The sequence below is a fragment of the Neisseria sicca genome, from assembly GCF_017753665.1.
GTDB classification, from domain to species: Bacteria; Pseudomonadota; Gammaproteobacteria; order Burkholderiales; family Neisseriaceae; genus Neisseria; species Neisseria flava.
This window is the reverse complement of sequence record NZ_CP072524.1, coordinates 1,636,560-1,658,214: the sequence shown is the minus strand read 5'-3', so window position 1 is coordinate 1,658,214 and position 21,655 is coordinate 1,636,560. Positions and strand designations below refer to the sequence as shown.

Annotated in this window: 22 protein-coding genes; 10 read left to right on the top strand and 12 right to left on the bottom strand. The window is 48.5% G+C overall.

The window, feature by feature from the left end; all coding sequences use genetic code 11:
- Positions 1 to 12: 12 nt before the first annotated feature.
- Together J7445_RS07780 and J7445_RS07775 are read right to left on the bottom strand one after the other, a co-directional pair.
- Entirely contained in the window at positions 13 to 252 is a 240-nt protein-coding gene (locus J7445_RS07780) for a hypothetical protein (RefSeq protein ID WP_209282918.1), read from the bottom strand.
- Positions 253 to 280: 28 nt separating this feature from the next.
- Positions 281 to 529 carry an AtpZ/AtpI family protein gene (locus J7445_RS07775; RefSeq protein WP_209282917.1) on the bottom strand — a complete coding sequence of 83 codons (249 nt, stop codon included), beginning with the start codon at positions 527 to 529 and terminating at the stop codon, positions 281 to 283.
- A gap of 143 nt (positions 530 to 672) precedes the next feature.
- Between J7445_RS07775 and J7445_RS07770 the strand changes: the two genes are divergently transcribed.
- Together J7445_RS07770 and J7445_RS07765 are read left to right on the top strand one after the other, a co-directional pair.
- Positions 673 to 843, top strand: a complete 171-nt coding sequence (locus J7445_RS07770; RefSeq protein ID WP_209282916.1) for a hypothetical protein — start codon at positions 673 to 675, stop codon at positions 841 to 843.
- Positions 844 to 1,049: 206 nt separating this feature from the next.
- Complete coding sequence (locus J7445_RS07765; RefSeq protein WP_209282915.1) at positions 1,050 to 1,202, top strand: hypothetical protein; 153 nt, start codon at positions 1,050 to 1,052, stop codon at positions 1,200 to 1,202.
- 338 nt (positions 1,203 to 1,540) lie between these two features.
- Here the strand turns inward: J7445_RS07765 and J7445_RS07760 are convergent, their stop codons facing one another.
- The 4 genes from J7445_RS07760 to carA all read right to left on the bottom strand — a co-directional run bounded on the left by J7445_RS07760 (position 1,541) and on the right by carA (position 3,964).
- Entirely contained in the window at positions 1,541 to 1,930 is a 390-nt protein-coding gene (locus tag J7445_RS07760; RefSeq protein WP_209282914.1) for an endonuclease domain-containing protein, read from the bottom strand.
- 173 nt (positions 1,931 to 2,103) lie between these two features.
- Positions 2,104 to 2,361: a SemiSWEET family transporter gene (locus J7445_RS07755; RefSeq protein WP_049225703.1), complete on the bottom strand. Its 258-nt coding sequence runs from the start codon at positions 2,359 to 2,361 to the stop codon at positions 2,104 to 2,106.
- Between the two features lie 78 nt (positions 2,362 to 2,439).
- The gene (locus J7445_RS07750; RefSeq protein WP_049225703.1) at positions 2,440 to 2,697 is read right to left on the bottom strand and encodes a SemiSWEET family transporter; all 258 of its coding nucleotides are present in this window, start codon (positions 2,695 to 2,697) and stop codon (positions 2,440 to 2,442) included.
- Positions 2,698 to 2,833: 136 nt separating this feature from the next.
- Positions 2,834 to 3,964 carry a glutamine-hydrolyzing carbamoyl-phosphate synthase small subunit gene (gene carA / locus J7445_RS07745; protein WP_209282913.1) on the bottom strand — a complete coding sequence of 377 codons (1,131 nt, stop codon included), beginning with the start codon at positions 3,962 to 3,964 and terminating at the stop codon, positions 2,834 to 2,836.
- A gap of 387 nt (positions 3,965 to 4,351) precedes the next feature.
- Here carA and pilC point away from each other — a divergent pair, with 387 nt between their 5' ends.
- Positions 4,352 to 7,603: a PilC family type IV pilus tip adhesin gene (pilC, locus tag J7445_RS07740; protein WP_209282912.1), complete on the top strand. Its 3,252-nt coding sequence runs from the start codon at positions 4,352 to 4,354 to the stop codon at positions 7,601 to 7,603.
- Between the two features lie 342 nt (positions 7,604 to 7,945).
- On the opposite strand, the gene J7445_RS07735 is transcribed toward pilC, so the two are convergent.
- Both J7445_RS07735 and J7445_RS07730 read right to left on the bottom strand, forming a co-directional pair.
- The gene (locus J7445_RS07735) at positions 7,946 to 9,103 is read right to left on the bottom strand and encodes an NnrS family protein (protein WP_209282911.1); all 1,158 of its coding nucleotides are present in this window, start codon (positions 9,101 to 9,103) and stop codon (positions 7,946 to 7,948) included.
- 104 nt (positions 9,104 to 9,207) lie between these two features.
- Positions 9,208 to 9,588, bottom strand: coding sequence for a hemerythrin domain-containing protein (locus J7445_RS07730; protein WP_209282910.1), 381 nt, complete (start codon positions 9,586 to 9,588; stop codon positions 9,208 to 9,210).
- Between the two features lie 170 nt (positions 9,589 to 9,758).
- Between J7445_RS07730 and J7445_RS07725 the strand changes: the two genes are divergently transcribed.
- On the top strand, positions 9,759 to 10,223 hold the full coding sequence (locus J7445_RS07725; protein WP_003744407.1) for an RrF2 family transcriptional regulator: 465 nt from the start codon (positions 9,759 to 9,761) through the stop codon (positions 10,221 to 10,223).
- Positions 10,224 to 10,376: 153 nt separating this feature from the next.
- Here the strand turns inward: J7445_RS07725 and J7445_RS07720 are convergent, their stop codons facing one another.
- Positions 10,377 to 11,342: an IS30 family transposase gene (locus J7445_RS07720; protein ID WP_209282909.1), complete on the bottom strand. Its 966-nt coding sequence runs from the start codon at positions 11,340 to 11,342 to the stop codon at positions 10,377 to 10,379.
- Positions 11,343 to 11,815: 473 nt separating this feature from the next.
- Here J7445_RS07720 and J7445_RS07715 point away from each other — a divergent pair, with 473 nt between their 5' ends.
- From J7445_RS07715 to J7445_RS07705, 3 genes are all read left to right on the top strand, one after another.
- Complete coding sequence (locus J7445_RS07715; protein ID WP_070656154.1) at positions 11,816 to 12,757, top strand: TonB family protein; 942 nt, start codon at positions 11,816 to 11,818, stop codon at positions 12,755 to 12,757.
- A 67-nt stretch (positions 12,758 to 12,824) separates the two neighbouring features.
- Entirely contained in the window at positions 12,825 to 13,484 is a 660-nt protein-coding gene (locus J7445_RS07710) for a MotA/TolQ/ExbB proton channel family protein (RefSeq protein WP_019270441.1), read from the top strand.
- A 3-nt stretch (positions 13,485 to 13,487) separates the two neighbouring features.
- Complete coding sequence (locus J7445_RS07705) at positions 13,488 to 13,925, top strand: ExbD/TolR family protein (RefSeq protein WP_039406683.1); 438 nt, start codon at positions 13,488 to 13,490, stop codon at positions 13,923 to 13,925.
- A gap of 245 nt (positions 13,926 to 14,170) precedes the next feature.
- On the opposite strand, the gene yihA is transcribed toward J7445_RS07705, so the two are convergent.
- Positions 14,171 to 14,824, bottom strand: a complete 654-nt coding sequence (gene yihA / locus J7445_RS07700) for a ribosome biogenesis GTP-binding protein YihA/YsxC (protein ID WP_003759508.1) — start codon at positions 14,822 to 14,824, stop codon at positions 14,171 to 14,173.
- A gap of 200 nt (positions 14,825 to 15,024) precedes the next feature.
- Here yihA and J7445_RS07695 point away from each other — a divergent pair, with 200 nt between their 5' ends.
- The 3 genes from J7445_RS07695 to ccsB all read left to right on the top strand — a co-directional run bounded on the left by J7445_RS07695 (position 15,025) and on the right by ccsB (position 19,106).
- On the top strand, positions 15,025 to 15,651 hold the full coding sequence (locus J7445_RS07695; protein ID WP_209282908.1) for a c-type cytochrome: 627 nt from the start codon (positions 15,025 to 15,027) through the stop codon (positions 15,649 to 15,651).
- 322 nt (positions 15,652 to 15,973) lie between these two features.
- The gene (locus J7445_RS07690) at positions 15,974 to 17,929 is read left to right on the top strand and encodes a cytochrome c biogenesis protein ResB (RefSeq protein WP_209283367.1); all 1,956 of its coding nucleotides are present in this window, start codon (positions 15,974 to 15,976) and stop codon (positions 17,927 to 17,929) included.
- Positions 17,919 to 19,106, top strand: coding sequence for a c-type cytochrome biogenesis protein CcsB (gene ccsB / locus J7445_RS07685; protein ID WP_070656146.1), 1,188 nt, complete (start codon positions 17,919 to 17,921; stop codon positions 19,104 to 19,106). Before J7445_RS07690 ends, ccsB begins: the two co-directional genes overlap by 11 nt.
- 85 nt (positions 19,107 to 19,191) lie before the next feature.
- Here the strand turns inward: ccsB and J7445_RS07680 are convergent, their stop codons facing one another.
- Complete coding sequence (locus J7445_RS07680) at positions 19,192 to 20,106, bottom strand: patatin-like phospholipase family protein (protein ID WP_070656145.1); 915 nt, start codon at positions 20,104 to 20,106, stop codon at positions 19,192 to 19,194.
- 136 nt (positions 20,107 to 20,242) lie between these two features.
- Complete coding sequence (locus J7445_RS07675; RefSeq protein ID WP_209282907.1) at positions 20,243 to 21,604, bottom strand: M16 family metallopeptidase; 1,362 nt, start codon at positions 21,602 to 21,604, stop codon at positions 20,243 to 20,245.
- Positions 21,605 to 21,655 lie beyond the last annotated feature (51 nt).

Sequence of the window (21,655 nt, the reverse complement as noted above, 5' to 3'; positions counted from 1 at the left end):
TCTTTCAAAAAATTAATATTTAGCAATATATTGATTTGTTAGCGAATTGATTTTTGATTGTATGTTTTGAAATGTTTTAATATATTCATCTTGAATTTGAGATTGTTTTTTAAATTCAGATCTTTCCTCGAGTAAGGATTTACGAATCTTTTCAATCTCATCTAAAATATTTTCTATTTCTTTATTGTTTCTATTTTTTAAACTATTTTTCATATCATCAAATTTCCAATCTTGATAATCAATAGTTGCCAAATGAATAGTTCTTGATTCTTTATATAATTCATTTGGATGGGTATTTTTTTTTCTTCCCCTCTTGTAGCATCGCAACAAAAGTTCTAACAAAATTTTCATAACCATGAAGTGTGTTTTTCAATATTGAAATATCATGTTCATATTCTTTATTACGGTTGTCCTGTTCAGCCTTTTCTTTTTCTCGCCGTTCTTTTTTGAAATTTACCCAAGCATTCCAGCAACCCAAAATAAAGCCTAATCCACCCAAAACTAAAGTTAATATATCTTTTGTATTCATTTTCATCTCCAAAATTAAATTGAAATAACAAGTTAAGCGTAGATTGGGGTAAAAATCCAACACAAACCGCTTAATTATCTAAAAACGTTGGGTTTACCAACCCAACCTATCTTTGAACAAGCCGTAGCTCGAATGTAGGGTGTGTGCGGTACGCACGCACGCGTTCTCCATTTTCCCTGCAACCCCAACCCACCGCGTGTGTGCCTTGCGGCACACACGCTACCGATGGGTTCAAAGACCGTCTGAAAAAACGCTTGCGGCGTTTGTTCCACCTGCCTTGCGATAAAGGCTACCTGAAAAATTCCTGCCGTTGATGTTTCGGGCATTCTTTTTCAGACGACCTGCAACGCCTGAATCTGCTGCAACCTTCCCCCTCCCCCCGTGGGGGAGGGCTGGGGAGAGGGCATTCTTCCAAATCGTGACAATCTTTCCCAAACACCCTAACCGCCCCAAATACAAGCCTTACGGCTTGTTGCCCTCTCTCTAACTCTCTCCCACGGGAGAGAGGACGGGGTGGCTGTTGGGATTAAGGGAGCTGCAATCCCAACCCACCGCGTGCGTGCCTTGCGGTACACGCCCTGCCGATGGGTTCAAAGGTCGTCTGAAAAAACGCTTGCGGCGTTTGTTCCATCTGCCTTGCGATAAAGGCTACCTGAAAAATTCCTGCCGTTGAGGTTTCGGGTATTCTTTTTCAGAAGACCTACAACGCCTGAATCTGCTGTAGCCTTCCCCCTCCCCCGTGGGGGAGGGTTGGGGAGAGGGTATTCTCTCAAATCTCAACAATCTTTCCCAACACCCTAACCGCCCAAACGCAAGCCTTGCGGCTTGTCGCCCTCTCTCTAACTATCTCACGCGGGGAGAGAGGATGGGGCAGTTGTTGGGGTTAAGGGTTCTGCAAGGAAAACAGGTTGTGTAGGCTGCTTTTTACTTTTCAGACGACCTTTATAAATGCTCAATTCAGTCGGCTTGCACCCTATAATTTTCAAAAATCCAATCAAAATCAGCTATCTGCTACCGTGCAGGCTGCTTTTCCAATTCTTGCAACACGCGCAGGATTTCCGCCAGTACATCGTTTGTTTGCTGCAAAATTTCGTGGTTCCAAAAACGCAGCACGGTAAAGCCCAGGCTGTTGAGATATGCCGTCCGCGCGTGGTCGTATGCGGCTTGTTCTGTATGTTGCCCGCCGTCTGCTTCAATAATCAGCTTGGGCGTTATGCACATAAAATCAACAATATAGTTTCCCATCGGCTGCTGGCGGCGGAATTTATAGCCGTTCAGACGGCCTGCCCGCAGGTGCTGCCACAATTTCGCTTCCGCCTCACTCATTTCTTGACGCATGGCTTTGGCGCGTTGATGCAGGGCGGGGTTGTCGGCGGTCAATAGTTTTTCGGGCGGGTTCATTTTTGTTGTCGGGTTGCTGTTTGTGCAAGCCTTGCGGCTTGCTGCCCTCTCCCTAGCCCTCTCCCACGGGAGAGGGGATGGGGTTGCTGATTGAATTAAATGTTGCGGCAAGACAATCTTTTTTCAGACGACCTTTTGCGTTTTTATTTTGCACAGGCCGTCTGAAAACTTCCTTAAAAACTAGTGATAAATGTAATCAAACCCAAAATAATGCCTGGGGCGTTTGCCAGTATGATGGGGTAGTCGCGTTTTTCTTTCAAAAAGCCGTAGGCAAACCATAATGTGCAGTTGATGGCGGCGACGAGGGGTTGCAACGGCGAGCCGGGGTTGCCGGCAAGGTTGTTTTGGATTTGCGGGATATAAGAAACGTACATACCGACGCCGGCCAGGGTGGCGGTGACGGAAAGAATGTGCATTTGTTTTTCAGTCATTGGTTTTCCTTTCTGATTAGACGATTGGGTTTTCAGGCTGTACAGATGTTGATTTGCACAGGCCGTCTGAAAACTTCCTTAAAAACTAGTGATAAATGTAATCAAACCCAAAATAATGCCTGGGGCGTTTGCCAGTATGATGGGGTAGTCGCGTTTTTCTTTCAAAAAGCCGTAGGCAAACCATAATGTGCAGTTGATGGCGGCGACGAGGGGTTGCAACGGCGAGCCGGGGTTGCCGGCAAGGTTGTTTTGGATTTGCGGGATATAAGAAACGTACATACCGACGCCGGCCAGGGTGGCGGTGACGGAAAGAATGTGCATTTGTTTTTCAGTCATTGGTTTTCCTTTCTGATTAGACGATTGGGTTTTCAGGCTGTACAGATGTTGAGAGGGGGCTGAATTTATATTTTTGAAGTTTGGTTTTCAGACGGCCTGTTGTCGAGTTGAGTGTGGCCGTCTGAAAAAATCAGCTTTATTGTTTTGCTGCTTTGATATTGTCAATGAATTTGTCGAATAGATAGCCGACGTCTTGCGGGCCCGGGCTGGCTTCGGGGTGGCCTTGGAAGCAGAATACAGGTTTGTCTGTCAGTTCGATGCCTTGCAAGGTATTGTCAAACAAGGATTTGTGGGTAATGCGTGCGTTGGCGGGCAAAGTGTCGGCATCGACGGCGAAACCGTGGTTTTGGCTGGTGATAACGACTTTGCCGCTGTCCAAATCTTGTACAGGGTGGTTGGCACCGTGATGGCTGAAGCGCATTTTCAGGGTTTTCGCACCGATGGCGAGGCTGATCAGCTGGTGTCCCAAACAAATGCCGAAAATCGGTTTGCCGCTTTCCATCAGTTTTTGTACGGCTTTGATGGCGTAGTCGCAAGGTTCGGGGTCGCCGGGGCCGTTGGACAGGAATACGCCGTCAGGATTGAGTGCCAATACTTCTTCCGCGCTGGTTTGCGCCGGAACGACGGTCAAGCGGCAGCCGCGTGAGGCGAGCATGCGCAGGATGTTGGTTTTGACACCGAAATCGTAGGCGACGACATGGTAAGGCTGTTCGGTAGGAGTAACGAAACCTTTGCCCAGCGCCCATTCGCCTTCGGTCCATTCGTAGGCTTCTGTGCAGGAAACTTCTTTTGCCAAATCTTTGCCGACCATGCTGCCGAATGCGGCAATCAGTTCTTGTGCTTTTTCAACGGTGGCATCCGCACCGGTCATGATCGCACCGCCTTGCGAGCCTTTTTCACGCAACAGGGTAGTCAGGCGGCGGGTATCGATATCGGCGATGGCGACGGTTTTGTTGCGTACCAAATAGTCGTGCAGGCTTTCGGATGCGCGGAAGTTGCTGTGCAGCAGCGGCAGGTCGCGGATAATCAAACCGGCGGCGTAAACGCAGCGGCTTTCTTCATCTTCGGCGTTGGTGCCGGTGTTGCCGATGTGTGGATAGGTGAGGGTAACGATTTGTTTGCAGTAGGACGGGTCGGTCAGGATTTCCTGATAGCCGGTCATGGAAGTGTTGAACACGACTTCGCCGGAAGTCGAACCTTCGTAACCGATTGATGTGCCGTGAAATACGCTGCCGTCAGCGAGAACGAGAAGAGCCGGAGTGGTCATGATGGAATCCTGTTTGCCTGATGATGGTCGGTTTGCAGAAACGGGCAGGGGTCGTCTGAAAATTGTTTACAAAAAAGACCGCCTGAGAAAATATCGGCTAAAAAAAAACACGCCCCGCAGCCTTGATTTTGCTGCGTAACGTGCTTTTTCAGGCATAGCTGCCTATGCCGTAGAAGCAATGCATTCTACGTCAAAAAGCCGCATCGTTCAAGTTGTATCCTAAGATAGTTTCTACCTTAATAATCATGCGGTCTGTTTCATTTTCACCATTTGTCCCCTGTATCAGGCAAAAAAATATTCGGAACTGCACATAAATGACATTGTAAATGTTAGAATCACATTCCGAGAAAATAAAAACAACGTCATCATCCGTCAACCGACGATTTTATGAAAAAAGAACGCATTATGAAAAACAAATCTTCACGTTGCCCCGGCTCCATCCGTCCGATGATTTACAGCATCGCCTCCGCGCTCGCCCTGATGAACGGGGCGGCAAATGCCGCGACAAGCGAGTTCGCCAAAGTCCCGCTGTATCTGCAAAATGAAACCAAAATCGATAAACAGCCTGAAGTTAAGCATAATATTATGCTGTTTATTGATGATTCAGGTAGTATGGCGTGGAGCTCTATCAACGGCAAACGTATTTCAGTAGAGAATGGCAATATATCTCATGCATCACGAATGACAGTTGCAAAAGATGCTTTGAGCCAAGTGTTAAGTAAGCATGGTGGAGAGTTTAATTGGGCGTTGCAAACGTTGAATAACTCAGGACGAGCAGATACTACGGATAGGGAAGGATTTTCTATTCCTGCAACTGAGATTGCAAATAGGGTGAGAAAAATTAATCCTGATGGCGGTACGCCGACTACTTCACGTTATTTCGAGTTGGTTAGTCAAATTGTTATGCCAAATGTGAAATACCGTTGTCAGAAATCATATGTGGTTTTGATGTCAGATGGTGATGCAAACTTGAGCTGTCAGCGGGATAATCAGGGAAGGACTTGGGCTAGACCTGATTTTGGATATGGTTATTCTCGTTATTCGAGATATTATGGCAAGAATATGGATTTAAGTAATCCATTGTATTTAAATGCTTTTAATTATTTTGGGTCTAGGGCTCATGGTGTTTGTCAATATCAATCAGGAGGTGCGTACGATACCTCTTGGGATAGAGATGATGGCTTAGCTTTCTTCAGTAAAAAACTTACAGAGAAGGATTTTAAAACCGAAGGAACGGATGCTGCAGGTAAAAGCTGGAACGGCGATCCTAAAGATCCAGTCGATTACAGCAAACAATTGGTGCAGACTTTTACCGTAGGTTTCGGGCAAGGTATTACGGATTCAGGAAAGAGGTATTTACAGCTGGCTGCCAGTCGCCCCGAGTATTATTACGAAGCAGATAAACCTGAAAATTTGTTGAAGGCATTTAACGACATTGTAGAACAGATTAAATCTGACACGAAAAATGTAGGTTATGACGATGTAGGTGCGACTGCGCCTGCAACGACCAGCAGCAGCCTGCCTGGGATGTCGGCAGTTATCGGTTTGAAAACGAACTCTTGGAGCAGCCAGATTATTTTCCAAAGATTAGGGAAGGATGGTCGCCGCAGTGAAGAGTTGAAACAGTACCCGTCGTTTGCAAACCGTAAAACCCTGATTAATACGGATTCCGGTACTTATTTCATTAATAATATTCCCAATAATACTTTAAACAATGCCTATTTTGATATTGCAGATGCAGCTAATGGTAAAAATTCGGGTGAGTGGAGCGATTTGCTGAATTGGACGGGTCGTGTTGGTGATGATAAGTTAATACAAGATAAGTCGAAAAACACACCGTACAGTCAGGTTTACCGTATTCGGGAAGGTGATCAGCGCGATTTAGGCGATATTTTGGACGGTTCGGTTGCTGCTGTCGGTAATAAGACCAAATATAAAGTTGGCAGCGATACTATCGAGCGTCAGAAATATATGGTTGCGGCTGCGAATGACGGCATGGTGCATTTGTTCCAAACCTCGTCAGATGCAAATCATCCGTATGAGCTGAAAGTCAGTTACATTCCTTCGACAATGGAGCGGGATGTCTCAGACGGCAATAATGTGAAAACAGTTACTTTGGCAAAGGTTTTGAAAAATATTGCCAAAGACAGCTATACATCGTCTATTACCAATCATGAATATATGATTAACGGCGGATTTACCTTGCGTCAGACTCCGGAAAATGATACTCAGCGCGTATTTATGTTCGGTGCGATGGGGCAAGGTGGTCGTGGTGCGTATGCCCTGAATATCGGCGGTAATGTAGATAAAGCTACCAAAACAGGTTTGGATGTCGCCGATACCGAATGGAATAAAACAGTTCCATTGTTTGAAACCATTAAAGGTGAGAAAAACACATTGGGCTATACCATCGGTACGCCGCAAATCGGACGCGTCTCAGTTAACAGACCTGCTGATAACGGGCGTGTAGATACAAAAGAAAACATTCGCTATGCGGGTTTTCTTGCCAGCGGTTATCGTGTTGAAGATAAAACCGATGCGAAAAACGAAACTGCATTATACATATATGAAATGTTAGGCAAGGAAGTAGGTACGGGCGATAAACGCGGTAGCGGTACAGGTAAAGCACCGGGCGAATTGTTGAAAAAAATCGAAGTCGAAGGCGGTGTAGGCGGTCTGTCCACGCCGACCCTTGTGGACACCGATTTTGACGGTGTAATTGATGTTGCCTATGCGGGCGACCGTGGCGGCAATATGTATCGTTTCGACCTGCGCGGCGAAAAACCAGACAACTGGAAGGCTGTTAAAATCTTTACGGGTTCGCCCAGCAAACCGATTACCTCCGCGCCCGCCGTTTCCCGCCGCAGAGCAAACGAATATGTCGTGATTTTCGGTACGGGCAGTGAGATTTATCAAAATGATCTGACCAATAAAGACAAGCAGTCTATTTACGGTATTTATGAAGATTTGACACCGAATCAGACCGTAACCGCTGCTTCCGAAAGTGATTTGCAACAACAAGAGTTTCGTCCTGAAGAAAAGGGAAAAGAAGGTTATATTTATCTAACTAACAAGCAGGTTGCCAAAACCCAAAAAGGTTGGAAAATCGATTTGCGTGATGGTGAACGGGTAAACGTCAAACCGACTATGATCTTGCGTACTGCTGTTGTGACTGTGCGTCGTTATGATTCTGTTACAGAAGAAAAATCTGCTGGTGCCGATGTTTGTTTGCCAACCAGTACAAGTGTAAAAACTGTGGCAAAAACTTCGTTCATTGGTGTGAATGCTGATAATGGAGGTGCATTGAACGCACGCAACGCACGCTTTACACCTGATAATGTTATCCGAAAATTGGACGGCTTCGGTATGCAATACGCCAATGGTTTGACTCGGGATGGGGTTATCAGCTTTACCTTCCTCAATCCGAGCAAATTGGATGATTCCCCCGTGACTGCAGATGGGGATTCAGGAGGTACGGGTACGGATAAAGAGCTTTCTGTTACGTCGAGTGCACCAAACAACAAATGCTTCTCCAATAAAGCGACTCGCAGCCTACTGTTAAATAAGGGTGAGTCTCTGGCAGTTGAGGGTCGTATCTGTGGTTTGCAACGTATCAGCTGGCGCGAGCTGTTTTTCTGATTGGTTAGTTAAACGTCGCATCCGATAGAAAGGTCGTCTGAAAACTTGGAAACAGGTTTTCAGACGACCTTTCCTTTTTCTTTTGCGTGGCTCTTTTAGTTATTAATTGAATTTTGAGCGAGCAGTAAACTGGGGCTTTTGCGCGGATAAAGTCCACGCTAAATTTCCTGATAAATATTGCGACGCAACATTGGTCGTCAGGCCAAGCTTATTTTTATGCTGCTATCGAATACAGTTTGTCGAGATGTATTCGACACGGGAGCCTGATTGATCAAACGAAAGGACGTCTGAAAACTTGGAAACAGGTTTCAGACGACCTTTCGTTTGATATGCTTGATTCGATTAACCCGGTTTGCCATCCGCACGCGGACGGATGAGCCAAGGGATGTATTTCCATGCGTAAAGCAGCAAGGACAGGGCAAACAAGACTGCGGAAGTACGGATGCTGTGGACATAGCCGGTACCACTGACGAAAATCGCCACCATACGGATAACCGTGGAAGCAATCATCAACCAAAAGGCAATGGGGACGGACTTAGGCGGCGGGTAGATAGAGTTGCCGGTATGCCCGAGCGCGGTGCGCGCCATCATACCCAAGGTCAGGACGCCGATACCACCAACGCCGATAAGGTGCACGCCGAGATTAAGGAACGAGGCGTGAAAGTAAGAAGCCCCGACGGCAATCAGTCCCAAGCCTGTGAACAAATAGCCTGCGAATAAAATCCACAGCATTGGCTCTTTCAAAACAGCTTTATACCACCAGCGGTAAACCTGCACTGTAAAAATCACGCCCGCTGCGAAGGCAAAAGCAGATGAGAGCCAAGGCAGAGCTTGATGCGCCATCAGCATGGCAGTCAACATAGGCAACCAAAGGGATGCGTGCGCCACCCATGTCGGACTGGGGATTTGCGGAACGTTCAAGCGTTTGGAGGTAAAGAAGGAAATGATCCGCATGCCGATCAGACCGATAAAGCCTGCAACCATAATCAAACCGGATTGCAGCCCGCTGAGAAGTGCGGCTGCGTTTCCGGCATGCAGTTGGAAGTGGAATGCGGCGTGCGTTCCGCCTAAAACGAAGATGGCGAATACGGCGACGTAGTTTCGTTTGTTTTTAGACCGGATAACAGGCAATGCCATGCAAACCGCGCCGTACCAGAAAAACAAAGTGCCGAGTATGCCGCTCGCGGTTTCGCCCCAACCCGGAATGAAAACGGCAATCCTTGCCGCCAACCAAAAAGCGGTCAATCCTGCCAAAACGCCGCCGCGCGTGGGCGGCTGCCCCGTCCAAGTGGCAACGGCAGTCAACAGAAAGGCAATGACGACGAGTCCGGCATAGCCCCAGATCATCTCATGGGCGTGCCAATAAAAATTGGACAACTCGGGCGTACCCGTATAGCCGAAGCCCCAAAGCAGGATGGAGAGTGCGCCGTATAGTGCCGCCAGTGAGTAGAACGGGCGGAATGCCATTGCCCAAACAGGGTGTTTGAAAAAGGCGGTCATGGTAGTTCCTTGGTTTGTTTTTTGGAATGGTTTAATTTTAGATTTGAATGGATAGGAAAGGGTCGTCTGAAAAGGTCTTTTAGGATTTTCAGACGACCTTCTTGTCAGATTCCTTCAGGCGGAGGCAGGAACGGTTCGACTGCGGGAAACAGTTCGCGTTCTTCAAAGCGCGCATGGTCGCGCAGGGTAACGGCAAAGTCTTTGTTCCATGCTTCATTAAGATATTCAGGATTTGCCATCATGCCGCGCAATTTAGCGTGTTCAGCCTCGAAACGCTCACGCATCGCAACAGGGATATTTTGCCAATATGGAGCAAACATGGTTTCCTCTTCAGCAAAATGCGGTTCTAATTCAAGGAAATGGGATTCCAACTCAGTCTGGTGGCTTTTAGCAGGCGTACGCAGAAGGCGGACACAGAGAGAAAGGGCGTGATGGTGTTCGCGGGAAAGTTCGATAAGTGCTGGATGGCGTTTTAACGGCTTCATAATATTTGATTATAATGATAATAAATTATCAAACTGCACTGGATTAATTTAAATGTTTCGGATATTATGAAACTTAATCATATATAAAGTCAAACACATAACGGCGACAGTTCTCCGCAGGATACACTGCCGCCGTCCTAAAAAAATAATATATTCAAACAGAGAAAACCATGTATCTGACGCAACATACGGATTATGGTCTGCGGGTATTGATTTATGCGGCCGTAAACGACGATTCGTTAGTCAATATCGGAACCATTGCCGAAGCCTATAACATTTCCAAAAGTCATCTGATGAAAGTCGTTACCGCGCTTGTCAAAGGCGGATTTCTAACCAGTACAAGAGGGAAAGGGGGCGGACTGCGTCTTGCCGATACTCCCGACAAAATCAACGTTGGCGCAGTCGTGCGCCATCTTGAGCCTATGCAGATTGTCGAATGTATGGGGGAAAACAACGAATGCCTGATTACGCCATCCTGCCGTCTTGCCGGTATTTTGGGCGGAGCGATTAAGGCTTTCTTTGCACATTTGGACGGATTCACTTTGCAAGATTTGCTTAATAAGCCGACTTATGATTTGTTGTATGAACCGAAAATTGAAATCATTGCAGAAAAAGTGAACGGCAAAACAGCATGATTTAACCTGTCAAATAGAGTATGCGAAAGTTTTGATAGGGTCTGTAGGTTAGGTGGTAGTGGAAATTATCAGGCGTATTTTTGTAATCGTAATATGCTTGTATAGGTAAGTTTTATTTTCAGACGACCTTGGATTCGGATTTCAAGTGCAACACTATGGTACTAGTGGTTGGAACAGATTCAAGAATAAAACACTTGGCGTTTCGTAGCCAAGTGTTTTTCTTGGCCGGTGGTTCAACTCATCTTGAACCCTGCGTATCTCCCGATCACTGATGTTCCGGAAATCGGTTTGTTTGGGGAAATATTGTCGGATGAGTCCGTTGGTGTTCTCATTCAGCCCTTTCTCCCAAGAATGGTAGGGGCGGCAAAAATAAGTCTCCGCTTTCAATGCTTTGGCTATTTTGGTGTGTTGGTAAAATTCTTTACCGTTGTCCATGGTGATGGTGTGGACTCTGGCTTTATGTGCCCTTAATACCCTAATGGCTGCCAGAGCAGTGTCTTCGGCTTTGAGGCTGTCCAATTTGCAGATGATGGTGTAGCGGGTAACGCGTTCGACCAAGGTCAGTAATGCGCTTTTCTGTCCTTTGCCGACGATGGTGTCGGCTTCCCAATCGCCGATGCGGGCTTTCTGGTCGACGATGGCGGGTCGGTTTTCTATGCCGACGCGGTTGGGCACTTTGCCTCTGGTCCATGTGCTGCCGTAGCGTTTGCGGTAGGGTTTGCTGCATATTCTGAGGTGTTGCCACAAGGTGCCGCCGTTGCTTTTGTCTTGGCGGAGGTAGCGGTAAATGGTGCTGTGGTGGAGTGTTATCCCGTGATGTTTGCGCAGGTAGGCGCATACTTGTTCGGGACTGAGTTTGCGGCGGATAAGGGTGTCGATGTGTTGAATCAGCTGCGAATCAAGCTTATAGGGCTTTCGCTTACGCTGTTTGATAGTCCGGCTCTGCTTCTGTGCTTTTTCGGCACTGTATTGCTGCCCTTGGGTGCGGTGCCGTCTGATTTCGCGGCTGATGGTGCTTTTGTGGCGGTTAAGCTGTTTGGCGATTTCTGTGACGGTGCAGTGGCGGGACAGGTATTGGATATGGTATCGTTCGTCTTGGGTCAGTTGTGTGTAGCTCATGGCAATCTTTCTTGCAGGAAAGGCCGTATGCTACCGCATACTGGCCTTTTTCTGTTAGGGAAAGTTGCACTTCAAATGCGAATCCGCCGACCTATAAATAGGTAAGTGCAATAGGTTTGTTTTTCCGTTCTTGTCAGTTTCTTGTTGATGGGGCTGGAAATAAATCTGAATAAACCCTATGGCAATAATGTTTGTGCCATTTGTTTGACGGGGTGTTACTCCATTGTTGTTATTTTATCTGTACGTTATATTATAAATTTTGAACTTTTGCTGTTAACCGCATTCTAATGCAACTAATATGAGGCATTGCGTCCTCTTTTTCTTTTGTTTTGTTGTGATAATGAATAGCAATATCAAAATATTATGTCGTATGATATTAAGTCGAAGAAATATTCCCAGGTGGATATTCATTTTAGAAACAAATGTAAAAATAGGTTGCAAACAAAAATTGTTGCTATTATCATGCGTCGATTATGAATAAAGAACGAATTTTAACTCCAGCAGTCGTCATCTCGGTGGTTTTAATCCACGCGGGTTTGGTCGCGTTGTTATGGCAAGCACACAAGCCGCCTGTGCCGGAAATGATGAATATTGAGTTTGTCGATTTGGCAGATTTGGGTGGTGATGGTGGCGGGGACGGTAGTCCTGAAGGCGAAGGTGCACCGGCAGCTCCGGAAAAGACGCCTGAGCCTGAACAACCAAAGCCAAGGCCAAAACCTAAGCCGGTTGAGCCTCCAAAGCCTATCATCAAGCCGGTGGTGACGAAAAAAGAGGATGCTGATATCCAGCAGCCTAAAGAGAAGCCGAAGCCGGTTGAAAAACCGAAGCCCGAACCTAAGCCGGAACCCAAACCTGAGCCTAAACCAGAGCCACGCCCAGAGCCTAAGCCTGAACCTAAAACAGAATCCAAACCTGCGCCTCAAGCCTCGGAATACACCGGTACTAAAACCGGTCCGAATACTGCGGAAAACGGAAAAGGCAGTGGAGAAGGTAAGGCTCTTCACGGTGAGGGTAAAGGAAGTGGTGGCGGTACGAAAGGTACCGGCAGCGGACGCGGTGAAGGCAGTGGATCAGGAAGCGGCGGTGCCAAAGGTGAACATGGATCAGGTACCGGTAGCGGCGGAGGCGCCGGGGGTGGAGGTGGAAGCGGCGGTCCTCCTGCCATTGTAGATAAAGGTTTCCTCCCTACTCCGGCTTATCCGCCTCTCTCTCTAGAAAACGGAGAGGAAGGGATAGTGCATTTATCTATTCTTGTTCAACCCGGTGGTAAGGTTGTAAAAGTTACCGTAACTAAAAGTAGCGGATTCCAACGTTTAGATAATGCAGCAAGGAAGGCAGCTACTGCCGCCGGCAGCCGATACCCCACAAACCGTTTGACAGAATACCGAGGTAAAATTAATTTCCAACTTCAGTAAATGAACGCGAATTACCTGTATTTTGACAAAAAGAAATTTTTAATTTTATTTTTAATCTGGAAAAATTATGGATTTGAAATTAGTGTTTGAATCAGGCGATTTCGTCCTGATCAGTGTATTCGTACTGATGCTGTTGATGAGCATTGTTACTTGGTGTCTGATTATCCTGCGCACTATCAAACTGAAAAAAGCCAAAAGTGCCAATGCTGAAGTGAAAACGCAAATGCTGAATGCTTTTACGCTGCCAGAGGCGGTACAGAAAGTGAAGAGCATTGATTCACCAATGAGCCGTGTCGCGGACGAATCTTTGCGCGCTTACCAAAGCTATCGTCAAAGCAATGCGAAAACACTTACTACCGAGCTGCCTTTGAATGAATACCTCGTCATTCAAATCCGAAACAGCATGGAGCAAGCTATGCGCCAGTTTGACTACGGTATGACTGCTTTGGCATCCATTGGTGCAACCGCTCCGTTTATCGGCTTGTTCGGTACGGTTTGGGGAATTTACCATGCTTTAATCAATATCGGTCAAAGCGGGCAAATGAGTATTGCCGCCGTTGCCGGTCCGATTGGTGAGGCGCTGGTATCCACTGCTGCCGGTTTGTTTGTCGCCATTCCTGCTGTTTTGGCGTACAACTTCCTCAATCGCGGTAAGAAAACCCTCTCTCAAGATATGGACGCTTTTGCACACGATTTGCACGTCCGTCTGCTGAATCAAAAGGACTAAATTATGGCATTCGGTTCAATGAATTCCGGCGATGACGCGCCGATGTCGGACATTAACGTTACGCCCTTGGTCGATGTGATGCTGGTGTTATTGATTGTTTTCATGATCACCATGCCTGTATTGACCCACTCGATTCCTTTGGAATTGCCGACCGCTTCGGAAAAAGCGGCAAAGCAGAAGGAGAAGCAGCCTAAAGATCCGCTGCGACTGACGATAGATGCCAACGGCAGCTACTATGTCGGTGGTGATTCTGCGACTAAAGTCGATATTGATACGGTGATTTCACGTTTGAAAACCGAGAAGCAGGAAAATGCGGATACGATCGTAGCAATTGCGGCTGATAAAGCAGTCGAGTACGAATACGTCAATAAGGCGCTCGAAGCTGCGCGTGAAGCCGGTATCAGTAAAATCGGCTTTGTAACTGAAACTAAGGCGCAATAGGATTATCAGCAGATAAAAGGTCGTCTGAAAGGCTAAAGGCTTTTCAGACGACCTTTTTATAATGGGTTGCCACTCTTTGCTTTGCTATCTTCCTCAACAAGGTAAGCATCGGGCAGGTGGTAGGCTGGGGAAGTGATAAAGGTCGTCTGAATCACTACCAAGCGTTTTCAGACGACCTTTCGTGTTAAATACAACAGGAACAGTACGGATTTGCGTCCCGTCAATGCAGACTATACTACGACCGATTACAATGACTCCGAATTTTCCGGATTTCCGATATTCAAGTTGTCCATTTCTTCTTGATGCGTAGCAAACCATGCTCCGACGACTTGGTTGACTTCTTCGATGCCTTGCTTTTTAAGGCTGGAAAATAGTTGTACGCTGATGCGTTGACGGGTCATATAGGGTTTGAGCGATTTTTTGACTGAGCCTAAAGTTTTGATTTGCTCGTTTTTCGACAGCTTGTCGGCTTTCGACAACAAAATATGCACAGGGCGGCCGGTGATGTGGAAAAAGTCCAGCATCCGCAAATCCAGCTCTTTCAATGGGTGGCGCGCATCCATAATCAACACCAAGCCGATGAGCTGGCGCCGTTGTTGAAGGTAGTCGCCCAAGAGTTTGACCCAATGCGTGCGGATGGCTTCGGGAACTTGTGCATAGCCGTAACCCGGCAAATCGACCATGAAGCTGCCGTTGCTCAATTCGAAGAAATTGATGTGTTGGGTCCGTCCCGGCGTTTTGGAAACGTAGGCGAGCCGGACATGGTTGGTCAGGGTATTGATCGCGCTGGATTTGCCTGCGTTGCTTCGTCCGACAAATGCGATTTCTGCAGGTGTGTCGGGCAGGTCTTTGAGATGGTTGACGGTAGTGAAGAATTTGGCGTTCTGAAAGAGGTTCATCCGTATTTCCTTGTTCCCTGAGACGGAGTGGCAGAATTTGCCGTGTCCATGTTGCGAAACATGGTAGTAATTTAATGTAAATCTAGTATAGAATAGCACGTTTATAGAATTATCGGTTTTTATCGGGTAAAATTTATCCGGCGTTTTGAGTATAAAAAAGGCATTGTCGCGGTATGCAATGCTGTAATCAGGAGCACTCCATGAAACGATTGACTTTAGCGGCCTTGGTTTTGGCTGCCGGCGCGGCTGTCGCTGCCCCGAAAGCGGATATTGCAAAAGGCAAAGAAGTGGCTACTACCATTTGTGCGGCATGTCATGCGGCGGACGGCAACAGCGGCATCGCCATGTATCCAAAGCTCGCCGCGCAACACAGTGCCTATATCTACCGTCAAACCTTGGACATTAAAGAAGGCAAACGTACAAACGGTTCCGCCGCTGTGATGAAACCTATGGTGATGAACCTGTCCGAACAAGACATCCTCAATGTATCTGCATTCTATGCCAAGCAACAGGCCAAATCCGGCGAGGCAAACCCGAAACAAAATGATCCTGTTTTGGGCGGCAAAATTTACCGAGGCGGTTTGGTGGATAAAAAAGTTCCTGCCTGTATGTCCTGCCACGGTCCCAGCGGCGCAGGTATTCCGGGCGGCGGCACTGAAATCGTCGCTTATCCGCGCTTAGGCGGCCAACATATGTCTTATGTGGTCGATCAAATGAAGGCGTATAAATCCGGACAACGCAAAAATGCGATTATGGAAGACATCGCCAAACGCATGACCGAAGAAGAGTTGAATTCAGTTGCCAACTTTATCCAAGGTCTGCATTGATTTCTGCCGGATTTGTATTGTTTGCCCGCTTTTGCGGCGAACGTGAATATGAGGTCGTCTGAAAACTCCTGCTCTTCTGGGCTGGGTTGTTTTCAGACGACCTTGTGCGATGGTAGCTGCCGCTTTTGAGGCAATAAGTTTTTTCAAATGGCGGCTCTGGGCTTTTTACTCCATCATATCCACCTGTCCGCGCCGTTTCCAATGTTTGGGTTCTTCCGAATTCTGACAGTCTTTGTATTCCTTATAGAATCAAACCGCTATGAGCAAATCCTCTTCATCCGTCCCTCTTATTCACAAACCTTGGTTCGCTTTTTTAAGCTCTATGCGTTTTGCCGTTGCCCTGCTCAGCCTTTTGGGCGTCGCTTCGGTCATCGGGACGGTGTTGCAGCAAAACCAGCCGCAGGTCAATTATGTCGTGAAATTCGGCCCGTTTTGGGCGCAGATTTTCAACTTTTTAGGCCTGTACGATGTTTATGCATCGGCTTGGTTTGTGGTCATCATGATGTTTTTGGTGATATCGACCAGCTTGTGCCTGATTCGCAATGTTCCGCCTTTTCTTCGCGAAATCAAATCGTTCCGTGAAAACGCCAAAGAGAAATCATTGGCGGCGATGCGCCATTCGACCGTTTTGGAAGGCAAGATGTCGTCTGAAATCGCCCAGCGTTATCTTGAAGTACAAGGCTTCAGCTGCAAAACCGTAACGCGCGAAGACGGATCGGTTTTGGTTGCCGCCAAAAAAGGCGCGATGAACAAGTGGGGCTATATTTTTGCCCATGCCGCGCTGATTGTGATTTGTTTAGGCGGCTTGATAGACAGCAATCTGCTGCTGAAAATCGGTATGCTGACCGGACGCATCGTACCGGACAACCACTCCGTCTATGCCAAAGACTTCAAGCCTGAAAGCGTTTTGAGCACATCAAACCTGTCGTTCCGCGGTAATGTAAACATTACCGAAGGGCAAAGTGCGGACGTAGTATTCCTCAATGCCGACAACGGGATGCTGGTTCAGGATTTGCCGTTTGACGTGAAGCTGAAGAAGTTCCACATCGATTTTTACAATACCGGTATGCCGCGTGATTTTGCCAGCGATTTGGAAATTACCGACAAGGAAAGCGGCAAAAAATCCGAACACACCATCCGCGTCAACCATCCGCTGACGCTGCACGGCATCACCATCTATCAAGCGAGCTTTGCCGACGGCGGTTCCGATTTGAAATTTAAAGCATGGAATTTGGGCAACCCAAGCCGCGAGCCGGTTACGCTCAGGGCAACGTCTATGCGCGACTTCCCGCTCGACATCGGCAATACTTCCTACAAACTGGAGTTTGACCAATTCACGTCCATGAACGTAGAAGACATGAGCAAGTCATCTGAAAAAGAGCAAACCCTGCAATCAGCGATTAACGACGTGCGCGCCGTGTCCCAAGAGAATAAAAAATACACCAACATCGGCCCGTCCGTTGTTTACCGAATCCGCGACAAAGCGGGGCAGGCTGTGGAATATAAAAACTACATGCTGCCTGTTAAACAAGAACAGGATTATTTCTTCATCACCGGCACGCGCACAGGTCTGGAACAGCAATACCGTTGGCTGCGCATTCCTGCCGATAAGACTTTCAAACCCGATACCTTCATGGCGATGCGCGAACTCTTGAAAGACGAAGCCGCACGCAAAACCGTCATCCGCAACGCAACCTTGAACGCGCCCGAAAACATCCGTGAGCAATTCACCCTTGCCGCCGAAAACACCTTGGGCATTTTTGCGAAAGGCGGCTATTTGGCGCTTGACGAATTTATCACCAAAAACATCCCCAAAGAGCAGCAGGAAAAAATGCAGGGATATTTTTACGAAATGCTATTCGGCGTCATGAACGCCGTATTGGAAGAAACCATCCAAAAATACAAACTGACCGAGTGGCCTCAAGACGAAGCGCGCAACCGCTTCCTGCTGCACAGCATGGACGCCTATACCGGCCTGACCGAATACCCCGCACCCATGCTCCTGCAACTGGACGGCTTTGAAGAAGTCCGCTCCTCCGGCTTGCAAATGACCCGCTCGCCCGGTGCATTTTTAGTCTATTTAGGCTCTGTTTTGCTGGTTCTCGGCACGATATTTATGTTCTACATCCGCGAGAAACGCGCGTGGGTTCTGTTTTCAGATGACCGCATCCGCTTTGCCATGTCTTCCAGCCGCAACGAGCGCGACCTGCAAAAAGAGTTTCCGCAACATACACAAAGCCTGCAACGACTGGCGAAAGATTTGAACCATGACGCATAACCATACCCCCCTACCCGAACACGAGCTTCTGACGCACAAATCGTTCCTCAAGTCCCTAAATACGGTCGACTGCATATTCGCCCTCTTGACCGCAGCCGGCGCATTCTTCGCCCAAACTCGCATTCAGCACGCCATGGACATCTACGAAATGGTGATTTTGTGGGCAAGCGCGGGCATAACCGTCTTTTTAGGCTGGTTTTTCAAACCCATACGCTGGTTTGCCCCCTTGTGTGCCGTCCTCGCATACGGCGCCGTCATGCTCTACGATGGCGACATCACACACGCCGACGGCTTCCTGCTCAAATACTTCCTCAGCAGCCAGTCCGCGATTATGTGGCAATGCGCCTTCGTTTTCTTCGCACTCTTCGCCTACATCACCGGCGCCGTACTGGCACAACGCAAAAACGTCGCCACCAACACCCTGCTCGGCATGGGTTCCGTATTCGCTTGGGTATCCGCCGTCGCAGGCTTTACCGGACTTTTAGTGCGCTGGCACGAAAGCTACCTCCTGCGCCCTGACGCAGGACACATCCCTGTTTCCAACCTTTACGAAGTTTTCATCCTCTTCCTCGTCATCACCGCGCTGATGTACCTCTACTACGAAGCCCGTTTCGCCGTACAAAAACTCGGCGGCTTCGTCTTCAGCTTTATGGCGATCGTTGTCGGCTTCGTCCTTTGGTACAGCTTTTCCCGCGAAGCACACACCATCCAACCCCTGATTCCCGCCCTGCAATCATGGTGGATGAAAATCCACGTCCCCGCCAACTTTATCGGCTACGGCGCATTCTGTATCGCCGCCATGCTCGGCATCGCCGAACTCTGGGCATTGAGAAACGAAAACGCCGGCAAAAAATCATCGCTGCCGCCTTCGCAAGTTATCGAAGAAGTCATGTATAAAGCCATCGCCGTCGGCTTTCTGTTCTTCACCATCGCCACCATCCTCGGCGCACTTTGGGCCGCCGACGCATGGGGACGCTACTGGAGCTGGGACCCGAAAGAAACTTGGGCATTCATCGTCTGGCTCAACTACGCCGTCTGGCTGCACCTGCGCCTCGTCGCAGGCTGGCGCGGAAAAATCCTCGCATGGTGGGCAGTCATCGGATTGTTTGTTACCGCCTTCGCCTTCATCGGCGTCAACATGTTCCTAAGCGGCCTGCACTCTTACGGCACCTTGTAAACATCAAGGCACAATATCGAAAGGTCGTCTGAAAAGCCCATATGGTTTTCAGACGACCTTTTTATTTGCATAAAGCACTAAAGGCTTAGTAGCGGTATGCAGCCAGTTTGCGCCGTATTTCAGGAATGGCGGCTTTCGCGGCACGTTCTCCCTCGGCAATCGCACGTTGTTTTTGGCTGAAGCCGCCGACCGCGCCTAAGTCCAAGACTTGGGGATGGATAACGACATTTGCTTGGCTCAATTCATGTTGCAGGGCGGATTGCGACATGACGTTGATGGATTGGTCTAGGTAGGAGAAAAAGCCTTGTTTGAGGTTTTTAGACGGCCGGTCGGAAATATCGACAGCAATGATGAAGTTTGCCCCCTGTTTTTTTGCCGCGCTGACGGGTACGGGCTGGGTTAGTCCACCGTCAACGTATCGGCGGCCGCCGATTAGGACAGGCTGGAACACGTTGGGGATGGCGGCAGATGCGCGGACTGCCTGTCCGGCATTGCCACGGTTGAAGGCGACGGCTTTGGAAGATTCGAAGTCGGTGGCAACGGCGGCGAATTTAATCGGGAAGTCTTGAATCGGGCGATTACCGACTTTACGGTTAATATAGTCTTGCAGTTTTTGTCCTTTGATAAAGCCGCTGGTGGATAGGGTCAGATCGACCAAATCGGTTGAGCCGAGAATTTCGGCTTCCAATTCCAAACGGTCGGGACTTGCGCCGGAGGCATACAGGCTGCCGACGATGGCGCCTGCCGACGTACCGGTAACAATTTTGACGGGGATGCCGTTTTGTTTGAGGACTTTGATGATGCCGATATGGGCAAACCCTTTGGATGCGCCGCCGCCGAGTGCTAAGGCAACTACTGCCTGTGGTTTGGGGGGAGGGGTGATTTGGGTGTTGTGCCGCGGCGGGTTGACGGGGGAAGTGTTGCTTGGACATGCGCTGAGGATCAGAACGGAAGAGATAGTCAGCGCGGTACGGAAAACGGAGGAAAAGGGGGATTTCATTTTCAGACGACCTCAGTGTAAGAAGGATATTTTGTCAGAGAGATAATGGAACACGGTAAATTTTATCTTATCGGTTACGTTAAGATATTATCGTTTGGCATTATCGCACAGCAAGAGGTCGTCTGAAAACGGTTTGTCATTGTTTTTCAGGCTTTTTCAATGCCTTATAGTCTGCCGGTGCAGGAGGGGCGGTTTCCGGCATGATGATGACAGTACTTGAACGGTCGTCCGTCAGCATTTGTGCGGCTTTTTGTACTTCTTCGGCGGTTACGGCCTGTATGCGTCGGCGGATTGCGGCTTCATCGGAATATTTGAACCCGCGCGCTTCCAAACGACCTATCAGCGAAGCTTGTGAAACCATAGAGTCGCGCGCGTAGATTTCCCCCGCCAATGCCTGTGCTTTGATGCGGTCGAGTTCTTCTTTGCTGATGCCGTTGTCGGCGATGTCTTTGATTTCGGACTTCATCTGCGTAAGCAGGGTTTCGGCGGATACGTTTTCAGCAGGCATTCCAAATACGCCGAAAAGCGGCATTTCGCGGCTGAGCAGGTCGTAATGGGCATTCGCGCTTAATGCACTTTGTTTGCCGCGCACGAGGTTTTTGTCCAAACGGCTGGAGGTGTTGCCCGCCAAAACGTCGGTCAGGACATCCAAGGCGTAAGGCAGCTTGTCGTCAAGGTGGGAGAGGGCGGGAACGCGCCAGCTGATGGCAACCAACGGTTGACGGGTTACGGGAGAGGAAGCTTGGGCAAAGGAAGGGGCGCGTTTGACCGGTTCGGCTTTCAGGTTGTTCCGTTCAGGCAAAGATTTACGCGGTATTTTGCCGAACAATCCTGCCGCCGTGCGCAGGGTCTGTTTGGCATCGACATCGCCGACGATGACCAAAACGGCATTATTGGGTGCGTAAAATTGTTTGTACCAAGCACGCAAATCGTCGGCACGCAAGGTGTGCAGGTCTTCCATATAGCCGATAACGGAGGCTTTCATGGAGGGTAGGGTGAAGCTGTTCAGGTAGATTTGCTCCCACATCTTCCCGCCGGCATCGTCTTCTGTACGCTGGCGGCGTTCTTCTCGGATAACGTTCATTTCGTTAGCGAACTCTTTATCGCTGAAATTGAGGTTGTGCATCCGGTCGGCTTCAAGTTTGAGGACTTCGGGCAAGTTGGCAGAGGCGATATTGGCGTAATATACCGTTTCGCTGCGGTTGGTATAGGCATTGTCATCGCCGCCCAAACGGGCGATGCGGCTGCTGTATTCGCCTGATGGTACGGAAGGCGTACCTTTGAACATCATGTGTTCTAAGGCGTGGCTTAATCCGCTTTTGCCCGGTTTCTCATCCACGCTGCCGACTTTGTACCAAATCTGGGAAACGGCGACAGGTGCGCGGCGATCTTCTTTGACGATGATTTTCAGACCGTTGGGCAGGGTTTGGGACAAGGTTTGTGCGAAGGTGGCGCAAGAGAGGAGGCAGGCAGATAGAAAAACGTAACGGCTCAGCATAATGGCTCCTAATAAATGGTAATGGACAGACTGTAACAATAAATTTGCCCT